Here is a 15,076-nt window from a genome sequence, read left to right as displayed (position 1 = left end):
TTATTGACCTAAATACACTTTCATAATCTGCTCGCCCCACAGAAAAGCAATCCAGCCGGCAATCGCGATATAGGGACCAAAGGCAAAAGGCTGATTTTCCTTACGGACTTTCAGCAGGATAATCCCGATAATCGCACCCACTAAAGAAGAAAGGAGCACAATTAATGGTAATAGCAAAGGCCCCATCCAGGCACCCAAGGCGGCAAGCAATTTAAAATCGCCATAGCCCATACCTTCCTTGCCAGTGACAATTTTAAAGACATAATACACCACCCACAAACACAGGAAGCCAATGATATAGCCCCAGATGGCAGAACTCGGTGAGGTATAGAGGGCATAACTATTGACGCCCAGACCCAGCGCGGCCAGGGGTAGGGTATAACGGTCCGGCAATAACTGGGTGTCAAAATCAATAAAGGTCAGTGCAATTAAGACATAAGTCAGAATCAGGCCAAATAACATCTGGACAGTCGGACCAAAAACAGCCACCACCATCAGCGCACAGGCCGCGGTCAGAAGCTCAATAAATGGATAGCGGATACTGATGGGATTTTGACAGTTGCCGCACTTGCCGCGCAAGACCAGCCAGCTGATGACGGGAATATTCTGGTACCAGCGGATTGGCTGATGACATTTGGGGCAAGTCGAATCGGGTTTGCTTAAACTTAATTTGGTCTCATCAATAATTGGCTGTTCCGGATGCAGGAACATTTGGCAATCGGTACGCCATTCCTGCTCCATCATCCTGGGAGTGCGATAAATCACCACATTTAAGAAACTACCAATGCAGAGACTAAAAAGCCCAACTGCGCTATACAGCGCTGTTGGGTTTTGAATGAAATATTGAATAAGATCTTGCATTAAACCACAGAACCCATTTGGAAGATTGGAAGGTACATGGCAATCACCAGACCACCGACAAGTACACCGAGAACAGCCATGATCAAGGGCTCCATCATGGAAGTGAGACCGTCTACGGCATTGTCGACTTCATTTTCATAATGGGTAGCAACTTTATCCAGCATGGCATCTAACGCACCGGATTCCTCACCAATGGCGACCATTTGCACGGCCATAGATGGAAACTTGTTGGTCACCCGCATGGCAAACTGTAATTGCTGACCAGTGGCAACATCTTCGCGGATTTTCATGACGGCATCTTCATACACCACGTTATTGGTTGCGCCAGCAGTGGATTCCAGTGCATCAATCAAGGGTACACCGGCTGCAAAAGTGGTGGCCAAGGTACGGCTATAACGGGCAATAATCGCTTTATACACCAGATCACCGAAAATAGGTGCTTTAAGTGCTGCTTTATCCAGAAAGTCGCGGAATTTTTTACTGCGTTTTTTTGCTTCCAGAAAAGCCGTAATGATGGCCCCAATGGCAATAATGAGCAGGAACCAATATTTTTGCATCCATTCCGACATATTGACTACCATTTTGGTAAAAGCCGGTAAGTCAGCACCAAATGAAGAGAATAAATCCTGGAAAACCGGGACCACTTTTACCATTAGAATAATCGTGACAATCAGCGCGACCACGACCACCGCAGCCGGGTACTTCATGGCTTTTTTAATTTTTTGCTTGAGCAGTTCACTTTTTTCCTTGTAGATCGCGACCCGATCCAGCATGGTTTCTAGCGCACCGGATTGTTCACCCGATTCGACCAGTGAACAAAATAGTTTATCGAAGTATTGCGGGTATTTACGCAGTGCACCGGCAAAGGTATTACCACCTTCCACCTCACCTTTAATCCCCAGAACGACTTCACGCATGGCTGGATTCTCCAGACCCTCTGCAACAATTTCAAAGCCTTGTACTAAAGGTACGCCGGCTTTCATCATGGTCGCGAGCTGTCGGGTAAAAATCGTAATATCCAGTGTGCTGACACGTTTTTTCATTAAGCCTTCGAGAATGTTTTTTTTCTTTTCCCGAATGGTCTTGATGCTGATGCCCTGTTTTCTGAGCGTCACTTTGGCCAGTGCCATGTTGCGCGCCGGCAATTCCCCCTTGATCTTTGCCCCTTTACGATCAATTCCTTCATAGCTGAAGATCGGCATCATCTGGCCTTTCTTTACTGCTGCCATACCTTTATCCTTATTTTAGATCAGCGCACGATCATTCGCTGGTGACACGATTGACTTCCTGTAAAGAAGTCACCCCCTGCATCACCTTGATTAAACCTGATCGGCGTAAATTGTTAAAACCTGCACGGGCAGAAGCATCGGCAATTTCAAGTGCATTGCCATCTTCCATAATAATTCTAGAAATTTCAGGCGTCACTTTCATGACTTCATAAACACCTACACGACCCTTATAGCCTTCGCGACATTCATTGCAACCTACCGGCTCATAGATCTGGAACTCTGGTTGCTGGAGATCTGCTTCGGTAAAACCCATTTCCAATAAACTCTGCTGTGGAATGTCGGCAGGTTTTTTACATTGTGAACACAGGCGACGTGCCAGTCGTTGTGCAATAACCAGATTCACTGAAGTGGCAATATTAAAAGACGGCACGCCCATATTGCGTAAACGGGTCAGGGTCTCAGGCGCACTGTTGGTATGCAGCGTTGACATCACCATATGACCGGTCTGTGCCGCTTTAATGGCAATTTCTGCAGTTTCCAGATCCCGGATCTCACCGACCATCACGATATCTGGATCTTGGCGTAAGAATGACTTCAAGGCAGCAGAGAAGGTCAGGCCGACTTTATTGTTGACGTTGACCTGGTTAATCCCTTGCAGGTTGATCTCGACTGGATCTTCCGCTGTGGAAATATTGGTATCTTCACGATTCAGGATATTCAAACCGGTATAAAGTGAAACCGTTTTACCAGAACCCGTTGGCCCGGTAATCAGCAGCATGCCTTGCGGTTTATCCAGCGCCTGCATAAACAGTTCTTTTTGTTCCGGTTCATACCCCAGTGCATCGATCCCCAGCATCGCGCTAGATGGATCTAAAATACGCAGTACCAGTTTTTCGCCAAACAGGGTCGGTAATGAGTTGACACGGAAATCAATGGCTTTGTTCTTTGATAGTTTCAGCTTGATACGGCCATCTTGCGGAACACGTTTTTCAGAAATGTCCATTTGCGACATGACTTTTAAACGTGAAGACAGGCGGGTTGCCAACTGCAGCGGCGGTGTTGCAATTTGGCGTAATACCCCATCGACCCGATAACGAACCCGGTAGATTTTTTCATAAGGTTCAAAATGCAGATCCGAAGCACCCATACGAATCGCATCGATTAATAATTTATTGATATATTTGACAATCGGTGCTTCTTCTTCACCTTTGTCTTTTTCATCTTCTTCTTTACTCGGATCAGATGAATCGAAATCTACATCCAGATCAAAGTCTTCATCAAACTCAAAAGTGCTTTCTTCGGTAAAATTCTGCTCGATCAGTTTTTCCAGTTTATTGTGTTCAACAATAATGGTTTCAATATTGAGCTTGGTTGAAAAGCGAACGGCATCAATCGCTTCAATATTGGTCGGATTACTGATGGCAATATATAAAATACTGGAATTTTTAAAAATTGGCAGGATGCGATGCTTGGTAATCAGCTTCTCATCAATGATATCCCGCAAAATTTGCGCAGGATCATAGGCACTGATATCAAACAGCGGCTCACCAAATTCGACTGAAATCGTTTCAGCAATAACGGTTGGGGAGAGCTGTTGCTGGTTAATCAGCTCCGCCACAATATCTATTTTTTCTTGCTTGGCATGTGCCAAAGCACTGCGCATATCTTCAGCCGAGATGACGCCTTCCTCGACCAAACGACGAATAAATCCGGTAAATCTTGGCGACCCCTGTAATGCTGTCATGCTATAAATGCCTATAAATCAAATTTTTTTAATTGCTATATTAAAATTATACGTTTGTTACGTAAAAATACCATAGCTAAGAGTGCTGCTACCTTCCTCATATCCAGTAAAACTTTGAACTGGTTAGAAGAAGTTCCCATTTTTTTAAGTGATAACAAAAAACAACCATTTTGAATAGTCTAAACCTAGAATAAGTGATAAGAAAACTATTCTTTAAATTTTCCAATTCCGTGTAGAATGTGCCCAATTCGAAATATGTAAATAAAATAGGTTAATTATGTCAGTTTCGACGATTACCCCTTGGGTAATAGGTAACTGGAAAATGAATCCGCTGCAGGCAGATGCATTAACACTGGTACACGGTATTAAAAATTTACTGGAAACTGCACCAATCGCCGCAGATAAATGTCATATCGGTGTAGCCCCGATTGCCCTTGCCCTGACCCAGATTCGGACGGAACTGTCATCTGCGACTCGTCCTGTTTACACTGTAGCACAAGATGTTTCACGTATTTCAGGAACGGGGGCTTATACCGGTGAAGTGAGCGCTGAATTATTGCAAGACAGCCAGATTCATTATGTACTGATTGGTCATTCTGAGCGTCGTGAAGTTTTCGCAGAAAACGCAGAAGTTCTGAATGCCAAAATCAAGCATGCATTGAGTGCCGGTTTAACGGTGATTTACTGTGTGGGTGAAAGCCTGGAACAACGTGAAGCAGGGCAGGCTGAAGCGGTCGTATTGCAACAGATTTGTGATATTGCAGCGGTAGTGGACGCTGAGCAATGGAAAAATATCGTGATTGCTTATGAGCCGATCTGGGCAATTGGTACCGGTAAAACCGCCTCTCCTGAAGATGCACAAGCCATGCATGCACAAATCCGTCAAGGTTTGAGCCAGATCACCGGCTATGGTGCAACCATGGCGATTTTATATGGTGGTAGTGTCAAGCCGGAAAATGCAGTAGAGTTAGCAGCCTGCCCGGATATCAATGGAGCACTGGTCGGTGGTGCATCACTCAATGCTGAGTCGTTCCATAAAATTGCTCACGCATTTGCAAATACACAATAATTAGGAGTTCAGCATGCAAACTTTTGTGCTGGTAGTACATATTATCTTAGCTGTTTTGATGATTGTCTTGATTTTGGTTCAGCATGGTAAAGGTGCAGATGCTGGTGCCTCTTTCGGTGGCGGTGGTGCGGCGACAGTATTCGGGGCATCGGGTTCCGGCAATTTTATGACCCGTTTGACTGCCATTTTAACGGCGCTATTTTTTGTGACCAGTTTGACTCTGGCTGTTTTGGCCAAGAAAGACAGCACAAATGCCTATAGTTTGGGAACGGTTCAATCTGCGCCGACCATGCCTGTGCAATCGAATGAAACTTCACCAACTGCACCAGAAACGACCGAATAGTTTTAATTAGTCCTTTCTTTTTTCCAGTGATGCGACTAGAATGCGTCACAGCTGCGGTGGTGGTGGAATTGGTAGACACGCTACCTTGAGGTGGTAGTGCTTTCGGGCGTGGGGGTTCAAGTCCCCCCTTCCGCACCAACTTATAATCCAGAAATTTAAGTTGGTGTATGCAGCTGAAAAAACTTCTGTTGATGCGGGATGGAGCAGTCTGGTAGCTCGTCGGGCTCATAACCCGAAGGTCGTTGGTTCAAATCCAGCTCCCGCTACCAATCAATCCTTTTTAAAGACGCAAACTTTTAAGAGGCAGTTTAATAAGTTATTAAGCTGAGAAATATAATTTGCATGTTGTTGCGGGATGGAGCAGTCTGGTAGCTCGTCGGGCTCATAACCCGAAGGTCGTTGGTTCAAATCCAGCTCCCGCTACCAATCTTTTAAAGATGCAAACTTTAAAAGCAGTTTAAGTTTTTTTAAGCTGAATGTTATTTGTACGCTGATGCGGGATGGAGCAGTCTGGTAGCTCGTCGGGCTCATAACCCGAAGGTCGTTGGTTCAAATCCAGCTCCCGCTACCATTTAAATAGTTTGGTAAACGTTATTTATAGATTTAGTTGATTGCTTGTCGGGCTCAACTCTCTATAATCTAGCGAAGGTCGTTGGTTCAAATCCAGCTCCCGCTACCATTTAAATGGTTTGGTAAACGTTATTTATGGATTTAGTTGATTGCTTGTCGGGCTCAACTCTCTATAAACTGGCGAAGGTTGTTGGTTTACATCCAGCACCCACTACCATTTTTTCAGTCACAGATGACAAATATGCAGAATGATGCAGTTTTGATTGAAAAGCTCTCATCTTTTGTATATAATTTTTGCACGTTGATGCGGGATGGAGCAGTCTGGTAGCTCGTCGGGCTCATAACCCGAAGGTCGTTGGTTCAAATCCAGCTCCCGCTACCAAGTTTCTAAAAAGAGGCTCACAACAAGGTGGGCCTTTTTGCACAGTGGGATTTGAAAAAAATCGCTATTGTGCTTAATTGGGGCGATTTACGCCCTTTTTTATTGGCTATCGTGTAGTGTCGACATTATTTGGTCACGTCTCCATGTTTCACTACTACTATAGTTTGTATTGGTTTGTAGTGGTCAAATAGATCATAAAATCGCACCAGATGACGAGAGTAAATGAAGCTATCAAATAAAACTCAAGCACTTCAGGACTTGATTGCACCGGCAGTTGAAGCCTGTAATGTAAACCTTTGGGGGATTGAGTTCCTGCCACAGGGTAAACGTTCGTTATTACGTATCTACATCGACAAACCGGTCGATGCAAGCGCTGAACCGGCCGTTAATGAAGACGGTGAAGAGGAACAGGGGCGTGGTATTGGTGTTCAGGATTGTGTGCGTGTAACGCAGCAAGTCGGCGCCATGCTGGATGTTCATGATCCGATCTCGGGTGAATATTCACTTGAAGTGTCTTCTCCAGGCTGGGATCGTCCATTCTTCCAGCTCGAACAGATGTCAGGCTATATTGGTCATAGCGTAGCATTACGTCTGATTAGTGCAGTAGATAACCGTCGTAAATTCCAGGCCAAACTGGTTGCAGTCGACCTAGACAATGAAATGATTCAAGTTGAAGTAGAAAAGCAACAGGTATTGGAGATCGACAGTCACAATATCGATAAAGCAAATTTGGTCTTCCAAGATTAATTGAATAAATAAAAATTTAACGAATAGGTGACGTATGGCACGTGAAATTCTGACCGTCGTTGAAACGGTTAGTAACGAAAAGGGTGTACCTCGTGAAGCAATTTTCGAAGCGCTTGAGCAAGCTTTAGTTGCGGCGACCAAGAAAAAATTCTACGAAGGAACTCGCTCTGAAGAAGCACGTTTACGTGTGGAAATTGATCGCAAAACAGGTGACTACCGTACTTTTCGTCAGTGGGAAGTAGTCGCTGACGAAGATCATGAAATGCCAGCGTGTCAGGATGCGATTTCTGATCTTGATCCTGCACAATGGTCAATTGGTGATATTCGTGAACTCGAAGTAGAATCGATTGATTTCGGTCGTATTGCAGCACAAATTGCCAAGCAAGTGATTGTACAGAAGATCCGTGAAGCAGAACGCGCACTTGTGGCTGATGCTTACGAATCCAAAGTCGGCGAGCTGATCTATGGTGAAGTGAAGAAACAAACCAAAGATGGCTTTATCATTGACTTGGGTGATAATGCTGAAGCATACCTTGCACGTGAAGAAATGATTCCGAAAGAAATTCTTCGTCCGAAGCAACGTATGAATGCGATTCTGTTCAATGTGAACCGTGAAGGTCGTGGTGCGCAACTCCAGTTGTCACGTGCCAAGCCGGATATGCTCATCGCATTGATGAAGAAAGAGATCCCTGAGATTTCTGAAGAAATTATTGAAATTAAAGCAGCAGCTCGTCAACCAGGCGTGCGTGCTAAAATTGCAGTAAAAACAAATGATCACCGTATTGATCCGGTTGGTGCATGTATTGGTATGCGTGGTACACGTATCCAGGCTGTTCAACAAGAATTGAACGGTGAGCGTATCGATGTCGTGGTATGGTCTGACGACCCTGCCCAGTACATCGCCAGCGCACTGGAACCAGCAGATGTATCGAGTATTGTCATCGATGAAGATGCCTGTACTGCAGACATCATTTTTGCAACGAGTGATCAATTGGCTCGTGCGATTGGTTCACAAGGTCAGAACGTTCGTCTGGCATCAGAATTGACTGGCTACAAGCTGGACATGATGCTGGAAGAGGAATACTACGCCCGTCAACAAAACGAAGCGCAACAGTATCTGGACATGTTTGTAACACGTCTGGATATCGCGGAAGATTTGGCGATGGCACTGGTAGAAATGGGCTTCACCTCGCTTGAAGAAATTGCTTATGTCCCTGCAGAAACGTTTGATGAAATCGAACTTGATGCTGAACTGGTTGAATTATTGCAAAGCCGTGCGAAAGAAATTGCACTTGCTGATGCATTACAACAGCAAGAGAATATACAAGCGCCAAGTGAAGAACTTGTTGCAATGGAAGGCATGACAGCAGAGATCGCGCAAGCTCTAGCAGCTCGTGGTGTGGTAACAGTTGACGATTTGGCAGATCAGGCGACCGACGATATCGAAGATATTGAAGGTTTGGGTGCTGAGAAAGCCGGTCAACTCATTATGAAAGCGCGCGAATCATGGTTTAACTAGGAGGTAGTATATGACGGACAAGTCGATTAAAGAGTTAGCCCTCAGCGTGGGTCGTCCAGTTGAGAAGCTCCTAGAGCAGGTTCGTGAGGCAGGTTTACCACAGCGTAAAGCTGACGATATTATTACCACCGAACAACAAGATAGCTTGATGAGCCATGTGAAGAAATCACAAGGTTCAGAAAGCCAAGCAGGGCAAATCACGTTGAAACGTAAAACAACCAGTACCGCAAAAGTTGCGAGTACTTCAGGTAAGGCGAAAACGATTAATGTAGAAGTTCGCAAGAAGCATACATTTGTTAAGCCTGATCCAGAACAGATCAAAGCAGAAGCATTGGCGAAAGCCAAGGCTGAACAACAGGCCAAAGCTGCGCCTGAGCAGAATACAGCACAAGCTGCTTCTTCTGCTGAAGCTCCGAAAACTGGCGTAAATAACGCGAGTAAAGCTCTAGAAGCGATGCGTGCTGCTGCAAAACAAACCAGCGACAAGCAAGAAGTTTCTAAAGCGGCAGTCGTGGTAAAACGCAAATCGACCAACAAGCCGATTGTAAAACAGGTTGTTAAACAAACTGAAACGGCTGAACAGAAAAAAGCACGTGAAGCTCAGGCAGCGCAATTAAAAGCGACTGAAGAAGCAGCACGTCGTAAAGCGGCTGAAGAAGCGCAGCAACGTACGCTTGAACAAATGCGTCAGATGGCGTCTAAGTACACCGCTGAAGATACAACAGCAACGATTCGTGTCGTAGATGATTCTCCGCTTGCTGCCGGTCTGGTGGGTCAGGCATATGAAGACTCATTTGCCAAAGAAGACCGCGAGATCAAACGTGGTACCAATACCCCAGCTGCACGTGCACCGAAAAAAGGTGGACGTCGTGGTCAGGAAGAGCAGAGCTTCAGCAAACAGCCTAAACGCGGTTTGAAAACCAGCCAGGGCAACAAGCACGGCTTCGAAAAACCTGTGAAGAAACAGGTTTACGATGTTGAAATTGGTGAAACCATTGTTGTGGCTGACCTGGCTGCGAAAATGGCGATCAAGGTTCGTGAAGTTATTAAATCTCTCATGAAAATGGGTGAGCTGGTTACTCAGAATCAAGCCATTGATCAGGAAATTGCAGCGTTAATCGTAGAAGAAATGGGTCATAACCCGGTATTGGTTTCTGATACGCAAGCTGAAGATAACTTGCTTGAAGCAGCTGAAGAAGCACGTGGTGCACAAACAACGCGCGCACCAGTGGTTACCATCATGGGCCATGTTGACCATGGTAAAACATCGCTTCTTGACCGTATCCGCCGTGCCAAAGTGGCGCAAGGCGAAGCAGGCGGTATTACCCAGCATATTGGTGCTTACCACGTTACAACCGACAAAGGTATTATTACCTTCCTTGATACTCCGGGACACGCAGCGTTTACTGCAATGCGTTCACGTGGTGCCAAAGCAACGGATATCGTTGTACTGGTTGTTGCAGCAGATGATGGTGTTATGCCACAAACTGCAGAAGCAATCGACCATGCACGTGCCGCAGGTACACCAATCATTGTTGCAATCAACAAGATGGATAAAGAATCTGCTGATCCAGATCGCGTATTGAACGAATTGACCACCAAACAGATCGTACCTGAACAATGGGGCGGTGATGTACCGGTTGCCATGGTTTCGGCGCATTCTGGTCAAGGTATCGATGAACTTCTAGACCTGATTTCGATCCAGGCTGAATTGCTTGAATTGAAAGCATCGGAAGAAGGTGCTGCACAAGGTGTGGTGATTGAAGCACGTGTAGACAACAGCCGTGGTGCGGTCACGTCTATTCTGGTTCAAAACGGTACCTTGAAAGTGGGTGACCTGGTTCTTGCTGGTTCATCTTATGGTCGCGTTCGTGCAATGACCGATGAAAATGGTCAGCGTATCAAATCTGCAGGTCCTTCAATTCCAGTGGAAATTTTGGGTCTTCCAGAAGCGCCAATGGCAGGTGACGAAGTTCTTGTTGTTAGCGATGAGAAAAAAGCACGTGAAGTTGCCGATGCACGTATGGATCGTGAACGTCAAAAACGTCTTGAGCGTCAATCTGCAATGCGTCTTGAAAACATCATGGCGTCTATGGGCAAGAAAGATGTGCCTATCGTGAACGTGGTGCTGAAAACTGACGTACGCGGTACACTGGAAGCCTTGCATGTTGCACTTGCTGAACTTGCAACGGATGAAGTGAAAGTACGTATTATTGGTTCGGGCGTTGGTGCAATCACCGAGTCTGACGTAACACTGGCTGAATCTTCAGAAGCAGTTCTACTTGGCTTTAACGTTCGTGCGGACAACACTGCGCGTCAAAAAGCCGATGCAGACAGCATCGACATTCGTTACTACTCAATTATCTATCAATTGATTGATGATGTGAAAGCAGCAATGAGCGGTAAGCTGGCACCTGAACATCGTGAAACGATTCTGGGTGTTGCACAAGTACGTGAAGTATTCCACTCAAGTAAATTCGGTGCGGCTGCGGGCTGTATGGTTCTTGAAGGCGTATTGCATCGTAACAAACCGATTCGCGTACTCCGTGATGACGTGGTGGTATTCCAGGGCGAGCTTGAATCTCTTCGTCGCTATAAAGAAGTGGTTGAAGAAGTTCGTGCCGGTATGGAATGTGGTCTTGCGGTGAAAGGTTATAAAGACATCAAAGCACTGGATAAGATCGAAGTGTACGATGTTCAACTGATTAAACGGAGTCTTTAATGGCGGGTAGTCAACGTCTGAAGCGTATGGCGGATACAGTACAACGCGAGTTGTCAGAACTGATCCGTCAGGAGCTGAAAGATCCACGCTTAGGTGGTCTGGTGACCATCTCTGCCGTGAAGGTGAGCCCGGACTTGGGATATGCGGAAGTTTATGTCACTGTTATGGGACGTGAGCTGGGCGATGAACAAAGTGAAGCGGCGAATAAAGAAACTTTAGAGGTGTTAAACAAAGCCTCTGGTTTCCTGCGTCACGAACTGAGCCGTCGTATCAAAACCCGTATTACACCTCGTCTACGTTTCCATTACGACAAGACCAATGCCTATGGTAACTATATGTTTGGTCTAATTGCTGAAGCTGTGAAGGATTTACCTGAAGCTGAAGCAAAAAAAGATGATGAATAAGTCTTAGGACAATAAAAAAGCCACCTTCGGGTGGCTTTTTTATAGCTGGCTTTATTGAAACTTTAAACATTAGAAGTGAATCGACCTATCTAAAAATAGTCCAAATCAAGTGAGATCATCATTTTTATGATTCATTTTTTTCTCATAAAAAGCACGGCGACGTGAACGTTGCCAAGGCAGGGGACGCTCCAGTGTTTCTGGAACCTCACCACTTAGCGAGCGTAAACGTAAATGCAATGCTGCCTGCGCCATCAGATTGGCCGATACGGGTGCAGTGATAAAAGCAAACAGGGTAATCAGCACTTCAGCAAAACCGAAACGGCCGTACATGGCAGAAAAAATAATCGCGGCAATCAGAAAACTGCCCAAGCCCAAGGTACTGGATTTGGTCGGTGCATGCAGCCGCATAAACAGATCGGGCAGGCGCACCATCCCGATCCCACCGACCAGCATGAAGAAAGCACCAATCAATAAAAAAATCGAAACTAGTATTTCTAAAATTAACGGCATTTAAAAACTCCTAGTCGATGACATGGCCAGTGGTGAAATAACGCGCCAAAGCTGCTGTAGAGACAAAGCCGAGCATCGCCACCAGTAAAGCCTCTTCAAACAGAAAAGTGCTGCTCCAGTAAATTCCCAAAATGACAATCAGACAGGTGGCATTCAGGAACAGGGTATCGAGTGCCAGGAGGCGGTCAACGATAGAAGGGCCGGTAATGAGTCGGATCAGGCAGAGTAACATCGAGACAGTGACTGCACCCAGGCAAATCATTAATGCATAAGGTAGAATCGTCATATTTTTTCTCCTGTCTGTGCGCTGAAAATTTTAAGCAAGGGCTGTTCATAACGTTGTTTGATCAGCTCGATTTCAGCTGCTTCATCATCCGTGCTTAAAGCATGCACCAGAATATCACCACGATCCTGATCAATACCGGCAGTGACTGTGCCCGGTGTAGTGGTAATAATCATGGCCAGTAAGGTGTTGACTTCTTCATGCTCGGTTTCCAGAGGCACACGGAACCATTTGGGATGTAGGTTTTTGGTCGGCCCCAAGACCAGTTTTGCAACTTTAAGATTGGCCACCACAATGTCCCAGACCACGACAAAGAACAGACGCAGCGCAGGCCGCCACTGGATATTCGGGGTATAGTCAATAAACGGCGCGACCATTTTGGGAATGACAATCGCCAGAAGCAGGGCCACCAGCAAGGTTCCGGCTTCTGTGCTATGTGACAGTAAAGTCCAGCTGAGTCCCACGATTACAGAAACCAACGGGTGCGGGAACCAACGTTGCAGGAATGATTCAGCCATTAAGGTCCCTCCGCCGGTTTAAGTTGATTATCATCATGTTGGGTTTGTTCAATATGCTGCTGGTCAATCTGACGTTGTTTGAATTCAGAAATATTTTCACCTTCCAAAGTGGCTTCTGAAATCATATAAGGAATCAGATGTGCATTTGGATCCACCACCTCGCCACCATATTTGGTTTCTGGCAAATAACTTGGATCAAAGGGTTGCACACTAATAAATTGACCTTCTGCATCACGTTTTAACAGGGCAGCTTCATAGACCGGATTGTTTTTAATCTGTTCTGCCGTCTGATAGTTATATTGATAGATCGGTCCAGCAAATACAACATAAGCTGTTAAGCCGGCAAGTAGCAAATAGATCGTGTGATCATTACGTGCAGGTGCCTTACTGGGTAAAGCTTCATATTTGTGGAAATCGTCAGAATTCAAATCATCTTCAGGTTTGGTTGAGCGCCAGAACAGCATAAAGCCGACTCGAGTAAAAGCCAGAATACTGAGGAAACTCACCAGCAGAATGGTCAGGATAATGATCATCTGATGCTCTGAATTGGCAGAAGCCTGCAAAATAAAGACTTTGCCAAAGAAGCCGCTGAACGGTGGCAGACCGGCCATCATCAAGGCAATGATGAAATAGACAATCGAAACCAGCTTGTTCTGTTTCATCAGCGGTGCGATTTTAAAATGATCTTTGAACTCACCGCGCTGTGAGGTAATCCAGCCAGACAGGATATAAAATGCCGCAGCAATCAGGGTACTGTGTACCATATAGTATAGGGCGCCGGCCCAGGCTGCCGTCGTATTCATGCCAATGGCCACCAGAATCGTACCGACTGAAGACAGCACCATAAAGCCGACAAAACGGCGCAGGCGTTCTGTACCAATCGCACAAATGACACCATAAACTGAAGTAATCAGACCAATCACCAGTAGACAGTTCATTAGAATCTGATGGCTATACTCATCATCAAAAACAGTTCCATTGATTCGCAAAATCGCATAGATCCCGACTTTGGTCATGATGGTAAAGAGTGCGGCAACAGGGGTGGTGGCTACGGCATAGGTTTTGGGTAACCAGAAGCCCACCGGCAGCATTGCCGCCTTAATCCCGAAGACCACGAATAGCATGAGTCCACCGGCAACAGCCAGTTTATGCTGATCTTCTGCCAAGGTAGGCATTAAGCGCGCCACATCGGCCATGTTCAGACTGCCGACACTGCCATAAATCATGCCGAGTCCAATCAGGAACAGCGCAGAAGCCAGCAGGTTAATGGTGACATAATGAATTCCCAGCTGGAAACGCGCCTTGCCCTGTCCATGCAATAGCAGCACATAGGACGCCATCAGCAAGATTTCAAAGAATACGAACAGGTTGAATAAGTCACCGGTCAGGAAGGCGCCGGTCAGGCCCATCAGCAGGAAATGCACCATGGTATGGAAATAACGGCCACGGGTATCCCATTCTTTACTGGCATACCAGACCACCGGTACTGCCAGGGCATAGGTCAACACCAGCATCATGGCAGAGAGTTGGTCCAGCACCAGCACGATTCCAAAAGGTGCCGCCCATTCGCCCAGTGTATATACACTGACTTGACCCTGACTGCTGTCAATTAAATAACTGACCGCAATGATCAGACCCAAGATACCCGAGATATGGCTGATACCACGACGCCAAGGCTGACGCCAGTCTGTGGTCAGGGAGCCAGAACCCGGATTGCCTAAAAGTACCAGACTAAAAGCGGTAATGGCCGGTAAAAGAATACTGAAAATTGGCGTATGTTGAGACCAGAAGTGAAGAAGATCAGTCATTAAGGCTCATCCTCACGTGGGTCAATCTGAGGTGTTTCTTCTTTTGAATCAACGTGGTCTGTTCCTGATTCATAACGGCTACGCAGTGCCAGCTGAACAATAAAGGCAGTGGTGGCAAAGCCAATCACGATGGCGGTCAGCACCAGTGCCTGCGGAAGGGGATCGGTGACTCTGGAGGCCTCGGTCAATACGGCAGGCGAATTCATCTGGATCCGCCCCATGGCAAATAAAAACAGGTTGACCGCATAACCAATCATGGCCAAGCCCAGTACCACCGGAAAAGTACGCGCACGCAGAATCAGATAGATTCCGGTGGCGGCGAGTAGACCAATGGCGGAGGCTAATAAAAATTCTAAACTCATCATTC

At 46.1% G+C, this 15,076-nt stretch carries 14 protein-coding genes and 5 tRNA genes; 11 read left to right on the top strand and 8 right to left on the bottom strand.

The genetic code is table 11. The features are described 5' to 3' along the window. The 3 genes from FTU90_RS05010 to pilB are packed head-to-tail and all read right to left on the bottom strand — an operon-like array spanning position 1 to position 3,834. A complete protein-coding gene (locus FTU90_RS05010; RefSeq protein WP_180071995.1) occupies positions 1–861 on the bottom strand; it encodes an A24 family peptidase in 861 nt (286 codons plus the stop codon). Then, positions 861–2,090 carry a type II secretion system F family protein gene (locus FTU90_RS05005; RefSeq protein WP_100329414.1) on the bottom strand — a complete coding sequence of 410 codons (1,230 nt, stop codon included), beginning with the start codon at positions 2,088–2,090 and terminating at the stop codon, positions 861–863. The genes FTU90_RS05010 and FTU90_RS05005 overlap by 1 nt, the downstream gene beginning before the upstream one ends. Positions 2,091–2,121: 31 nt before the next feature. Continuing rightward, positions 2,122–3,834, bottom strand: coding sequence for a type IV-A pilus assembly ATPase PilB (gene pilB, locus FTU90_RS05000; protein WP_005094394.1), 1,713 nt, complete (start codon positions 3,832–3,834; stop codon positions 2,122–2,124). A gap of 277 nt (positions 3,835–4,111) precedes the next feature. Here pilB and tpiA point away from each other — a divergent pair, with 277 nt between their 5' ends. The 11 genes from tpiA (at position 4,112) to FTU90_RS04945 (ending at position 11,590) form a co-directional block, all read left to right on the top strand. Further along, complete coding sequence (gene tpiA / locus FTU90_RS04995) at positions 4,112–4,903, top strand: triose-phosphate isomerase (RefSeq protein ID WP_180049937.1); 792 nt, start codon at positions 4,112–4,114, stop codon at positions 4,901–4,903. 13 nt (positions 4,904–4,916) lie between these two features. Then, positions 4,917–5,246 carry a preprotein translocase subunit SecG gene (gene secG / locus FTU90_RS04990; protein WP_005094388.1) on the top strand — a complete coding sequence of 110 codons (330 nt, stop codon included), beginning with the start codon at positions 4,917–4,919 and terminating at the stop codon, positions 5,244–5,246. Positions 5,247–5,299: 53 nt separating this feature from the next. After that, positions 5,300–5,384: transfer RNA gene (locus FTU90_RS04985), tRNA-Leu, on the top strand. Positions 5,385–5,438: 54 nt separating this feature from the next. Further along, a tRNA-Met gene (locus FTU90_RS04980) sits at positions 5,439–5,515 on the top strand. A gap of 80 nt (positions 5,516–5,595) precedes the next feature. Then, positions 5,596–5,672, top strand: a tRNA-Met gene (locus tag FTU90_RS04975). A gap of 68 nt (positions 5,673–5,740) precedes the next feature. Continuing rightward, positions 5,741–5,817, top strand: a tRNA-Met gene (locus FTU90_RS04970). 304 nt (positions 5,818–6,121) lie between these two features. After that, positions 6,122–6,198 (top strand) — tRNA-Met (locus FTU90_RS04965). A gap of 222 nt (positions 6,199–6,420) precedes the next feature. Next, positions 6,421–6,945 (top strand): ribosome maturation factor RimP, encoded by a 525-nt coding sequence (rimP, locus tag FTU90_RS04960; protein ID WP_005094386.1) that lies wholly within the window; start codon positions 6,421–6,423, stop codon positions 6,943–6,945. A 34-nt stretch (positions 6,946–6,979) separates the two neighbouring features. After that, positions 6,980–8,464 (top strand): transcription termination factor NusA, encoded by a 1,485-nt coding sequence (gene nusA, locus FTU90_RS04955; protein WP_180071994.1) that lies wholly within the window; start codon positions 6,980–6,982, stop codon positions 8,462–8,464. Between the two features lie 10 nt (positions 8,465–8,474). Beyond that, the gene (gene infB, locus FTU90_RS04950; protein ID WP_005094383.1) at positions 8,475–11,186 is read left to right on the top strand and encodes a translation initiation factor IF-2; all 2,712 of its coding nucleotides are present in this window, start codon (positions 8,475–8,477) and stop codon (positions 11,184–11,186) included. Then, a complete protein-coding gene (locus tag FTU90_RS04945; protein ID WP_005094380.1) occupies positions 11,186–11,590 on the top strand; it encodes a ribosome-binding factor A in 405 nt (134 codons plus the stop codon). The genes infB and FTU90_RS04945 overlap by 1 nt, the downstream gene beginning before the upstream one ends. Positions 11,591–11,695: 105 nt before the next feature. Here FTU90_RS04945 and FTU90_RS04940 read toward each other — a convergent pair whose 3' ends face one another. The 5 genes from FTU90_RS04940 to FTU90_RS04920 are packed head-to-tail and all read right to left on the bottom strand — an operon-like array spanning position 11,696 to position 15,074. After that, positions 11,696–12,100, bottom strand: coding sequence for a Na+/H+ antiporter subunit G (locus FTU90_RS04940; protein ID WP_005094378.1), 405 nt, complete (start codon positions 12,098–12,100; stop codon positions 11,696–11,698). A 10-nt stretch (positions 12,101–12,110) separates the two neighbouring features. Further along, complete coding sequence (locus FTU90_RS04935; protein ID WP_005094376.1) at positions 12,111–12,386, bottom strand: monovalent cation/H+ antiporter subunit F; 276 nt, start codon at positions 12,384–12,386, stop codon at positions 12,111–12,113. After that, the gene (locus tag FTU90_RS04930) at positions 12,383–12,901 is read right to left on the bottom strand and encodes a Na+/H+ antiporter subunit E (protein ID WP_005094373.1); all 519 of its coding nucleotides are present in this window, start codon (positions 12,899–12,901) and stop codon (positions 12,383–12,385) included. Before FTU90_RS04930 ends, FTU90_RS04935 begins: the two co-directional genes overlap by 4 nt. After that, positions 12,901–14,709 (bottom strand): monovalent cation/H+ antiporter subunit D, encoded by a 1,809-nt coding sequence (locus FTU90_RS04925; RefSeq protein WP_100355186.1) that lies wholly within the window; start codon positions 14,707–14,709, stop codon positions 12,901–12,903. Before FTU90_RS04925 ends, FTU90_RS04930 begins: the two co-directional genes overlap by 1 nt. Beyond that, a complete protein-coding gene (locus FTU90_RS04920) occupies positions 14,709–15,074 on the bottom strand; it encodes a Na+/H+ antiporter subunit C (RefSeq protein ID WP_005168933.1) in 366 nt (121 codons plus the stop codon). The genes FTU90_RS04925 and FTU90_RS04920 overlap by 1 nt, the downstream gene beginning before the upstream one ends. Positions 15,075–15,076: the final 2 nt, after the last annotated feature.

The organism is Acinetobacter sp. YH12200, from assembly GCF_013418175.1.
GTDB classification, from domain to species: Bacteria; Pseudomonadota; Gammaproteobacteria; order Pseudomonadales; family Moraxellaceae; genus Acinetobacter; species Acinetobacter pseudolwoffii.
The sequence above is the reverse complement of the archived record's forward strand: the minus strand, read 5'-3'. Positions and strand labels throughout refer to the sequence as shown.

Bases quoted from the DNA above. Each gene is read 5' to 3' on its own strand.
- FTU90_RS04930 (WP_005094373.1), bottom strand. From the start codon at position 12,901: ATGGCTGAATCATTCCTGCAACGTTGGTTCCCGCACCCGTTGGTTTCT.
- FTU90_RS04935 (WP_005094376.1), bottom strand. From the start codon at position 12,386: ATGACGATTCTACCTTATGCATTAATGATTTGCCTGGGTGCAGTCACT.
- rimP (WP_005094386.1), top strand. From the start codon at position 6,421: ATGAAGCTATCAAATAAAACTCAAGCACTTCAGGACTTGATTGCACCG.
- FTU90_RS05010 (WP_180071995.1), bottom strand. From the start codon at position 861: ATGCAAGATCTTATTCAATATTTCATTCAAAACCCAACAGCGCTGTAT.
- FTU90_RS04945 (WP_005094380.1), top strand. From the start codon at position 11,186: ATGGCGGGTAGTCAACGTCTGAAGCGTATGGCGGATACAGTACAACGC.
- FTU90_RS04940 (WP_005094378.1), bottom strand. From the start codon at position 12,100: ATGCCGTTAATTTTAGAAATACTAGTTTCGATTTTTTTATTGATTGGT.
- nusA (WP_180071994.1), top strand. From the start codon at position 6,980: ATGGCACGTGAAATTCTGACCGTCGTTGAAACGGTTAGTAACGAAAAG.
- FTU90_RS04920 (WP_005168933.1), bottom strand. From the start codon at position 15,074: ATGATGAGTTTAGAATTTTTATTAGCCTCCGCCATTGGTCTACTCGCC.
- FTU90_RS05005 (WP_100329414.1), bottom strand. From the start codon at position 2,090: ATGGCAGCAGTAAAGAAAGGCCAGATGATGCCGATCTTCAGCTATGAA.
- tpiA (WP_180049937.1), top strand. From the start codon at position 4,112: ATGTCAGTTTCGACGATTACCCCTTGGGTAATAGGTAACTGGAAAATG.
- pilB (WP_005094394.1), bottom strand. From the start codon at position 3,834: ATGACAGCATTACAGGGGTCGCCAAGATTTACCGGATTTATTCGTCGT.
- infB (WP_005094383.1), top strand. From the start codon at position 8,475: ATGACGGACAAGTCGATTAAAGAGTTAGCCCTCAGCGTGGGTCGTCCA.
- secG (WP_005094388.1), top strand. From the start codon at position 4,917: ATGCAAACTTTTGTGCTGGTAGTACATATTATCTTAGCTGTTTTGATG.
- FTU90_RS04925 (WP_100355186.1), bottom strand. From the start codon at position 14,709: ATGACTGATCTTCTTCACTTCTGGTCTCAACATACGCCAATTTTCAGT.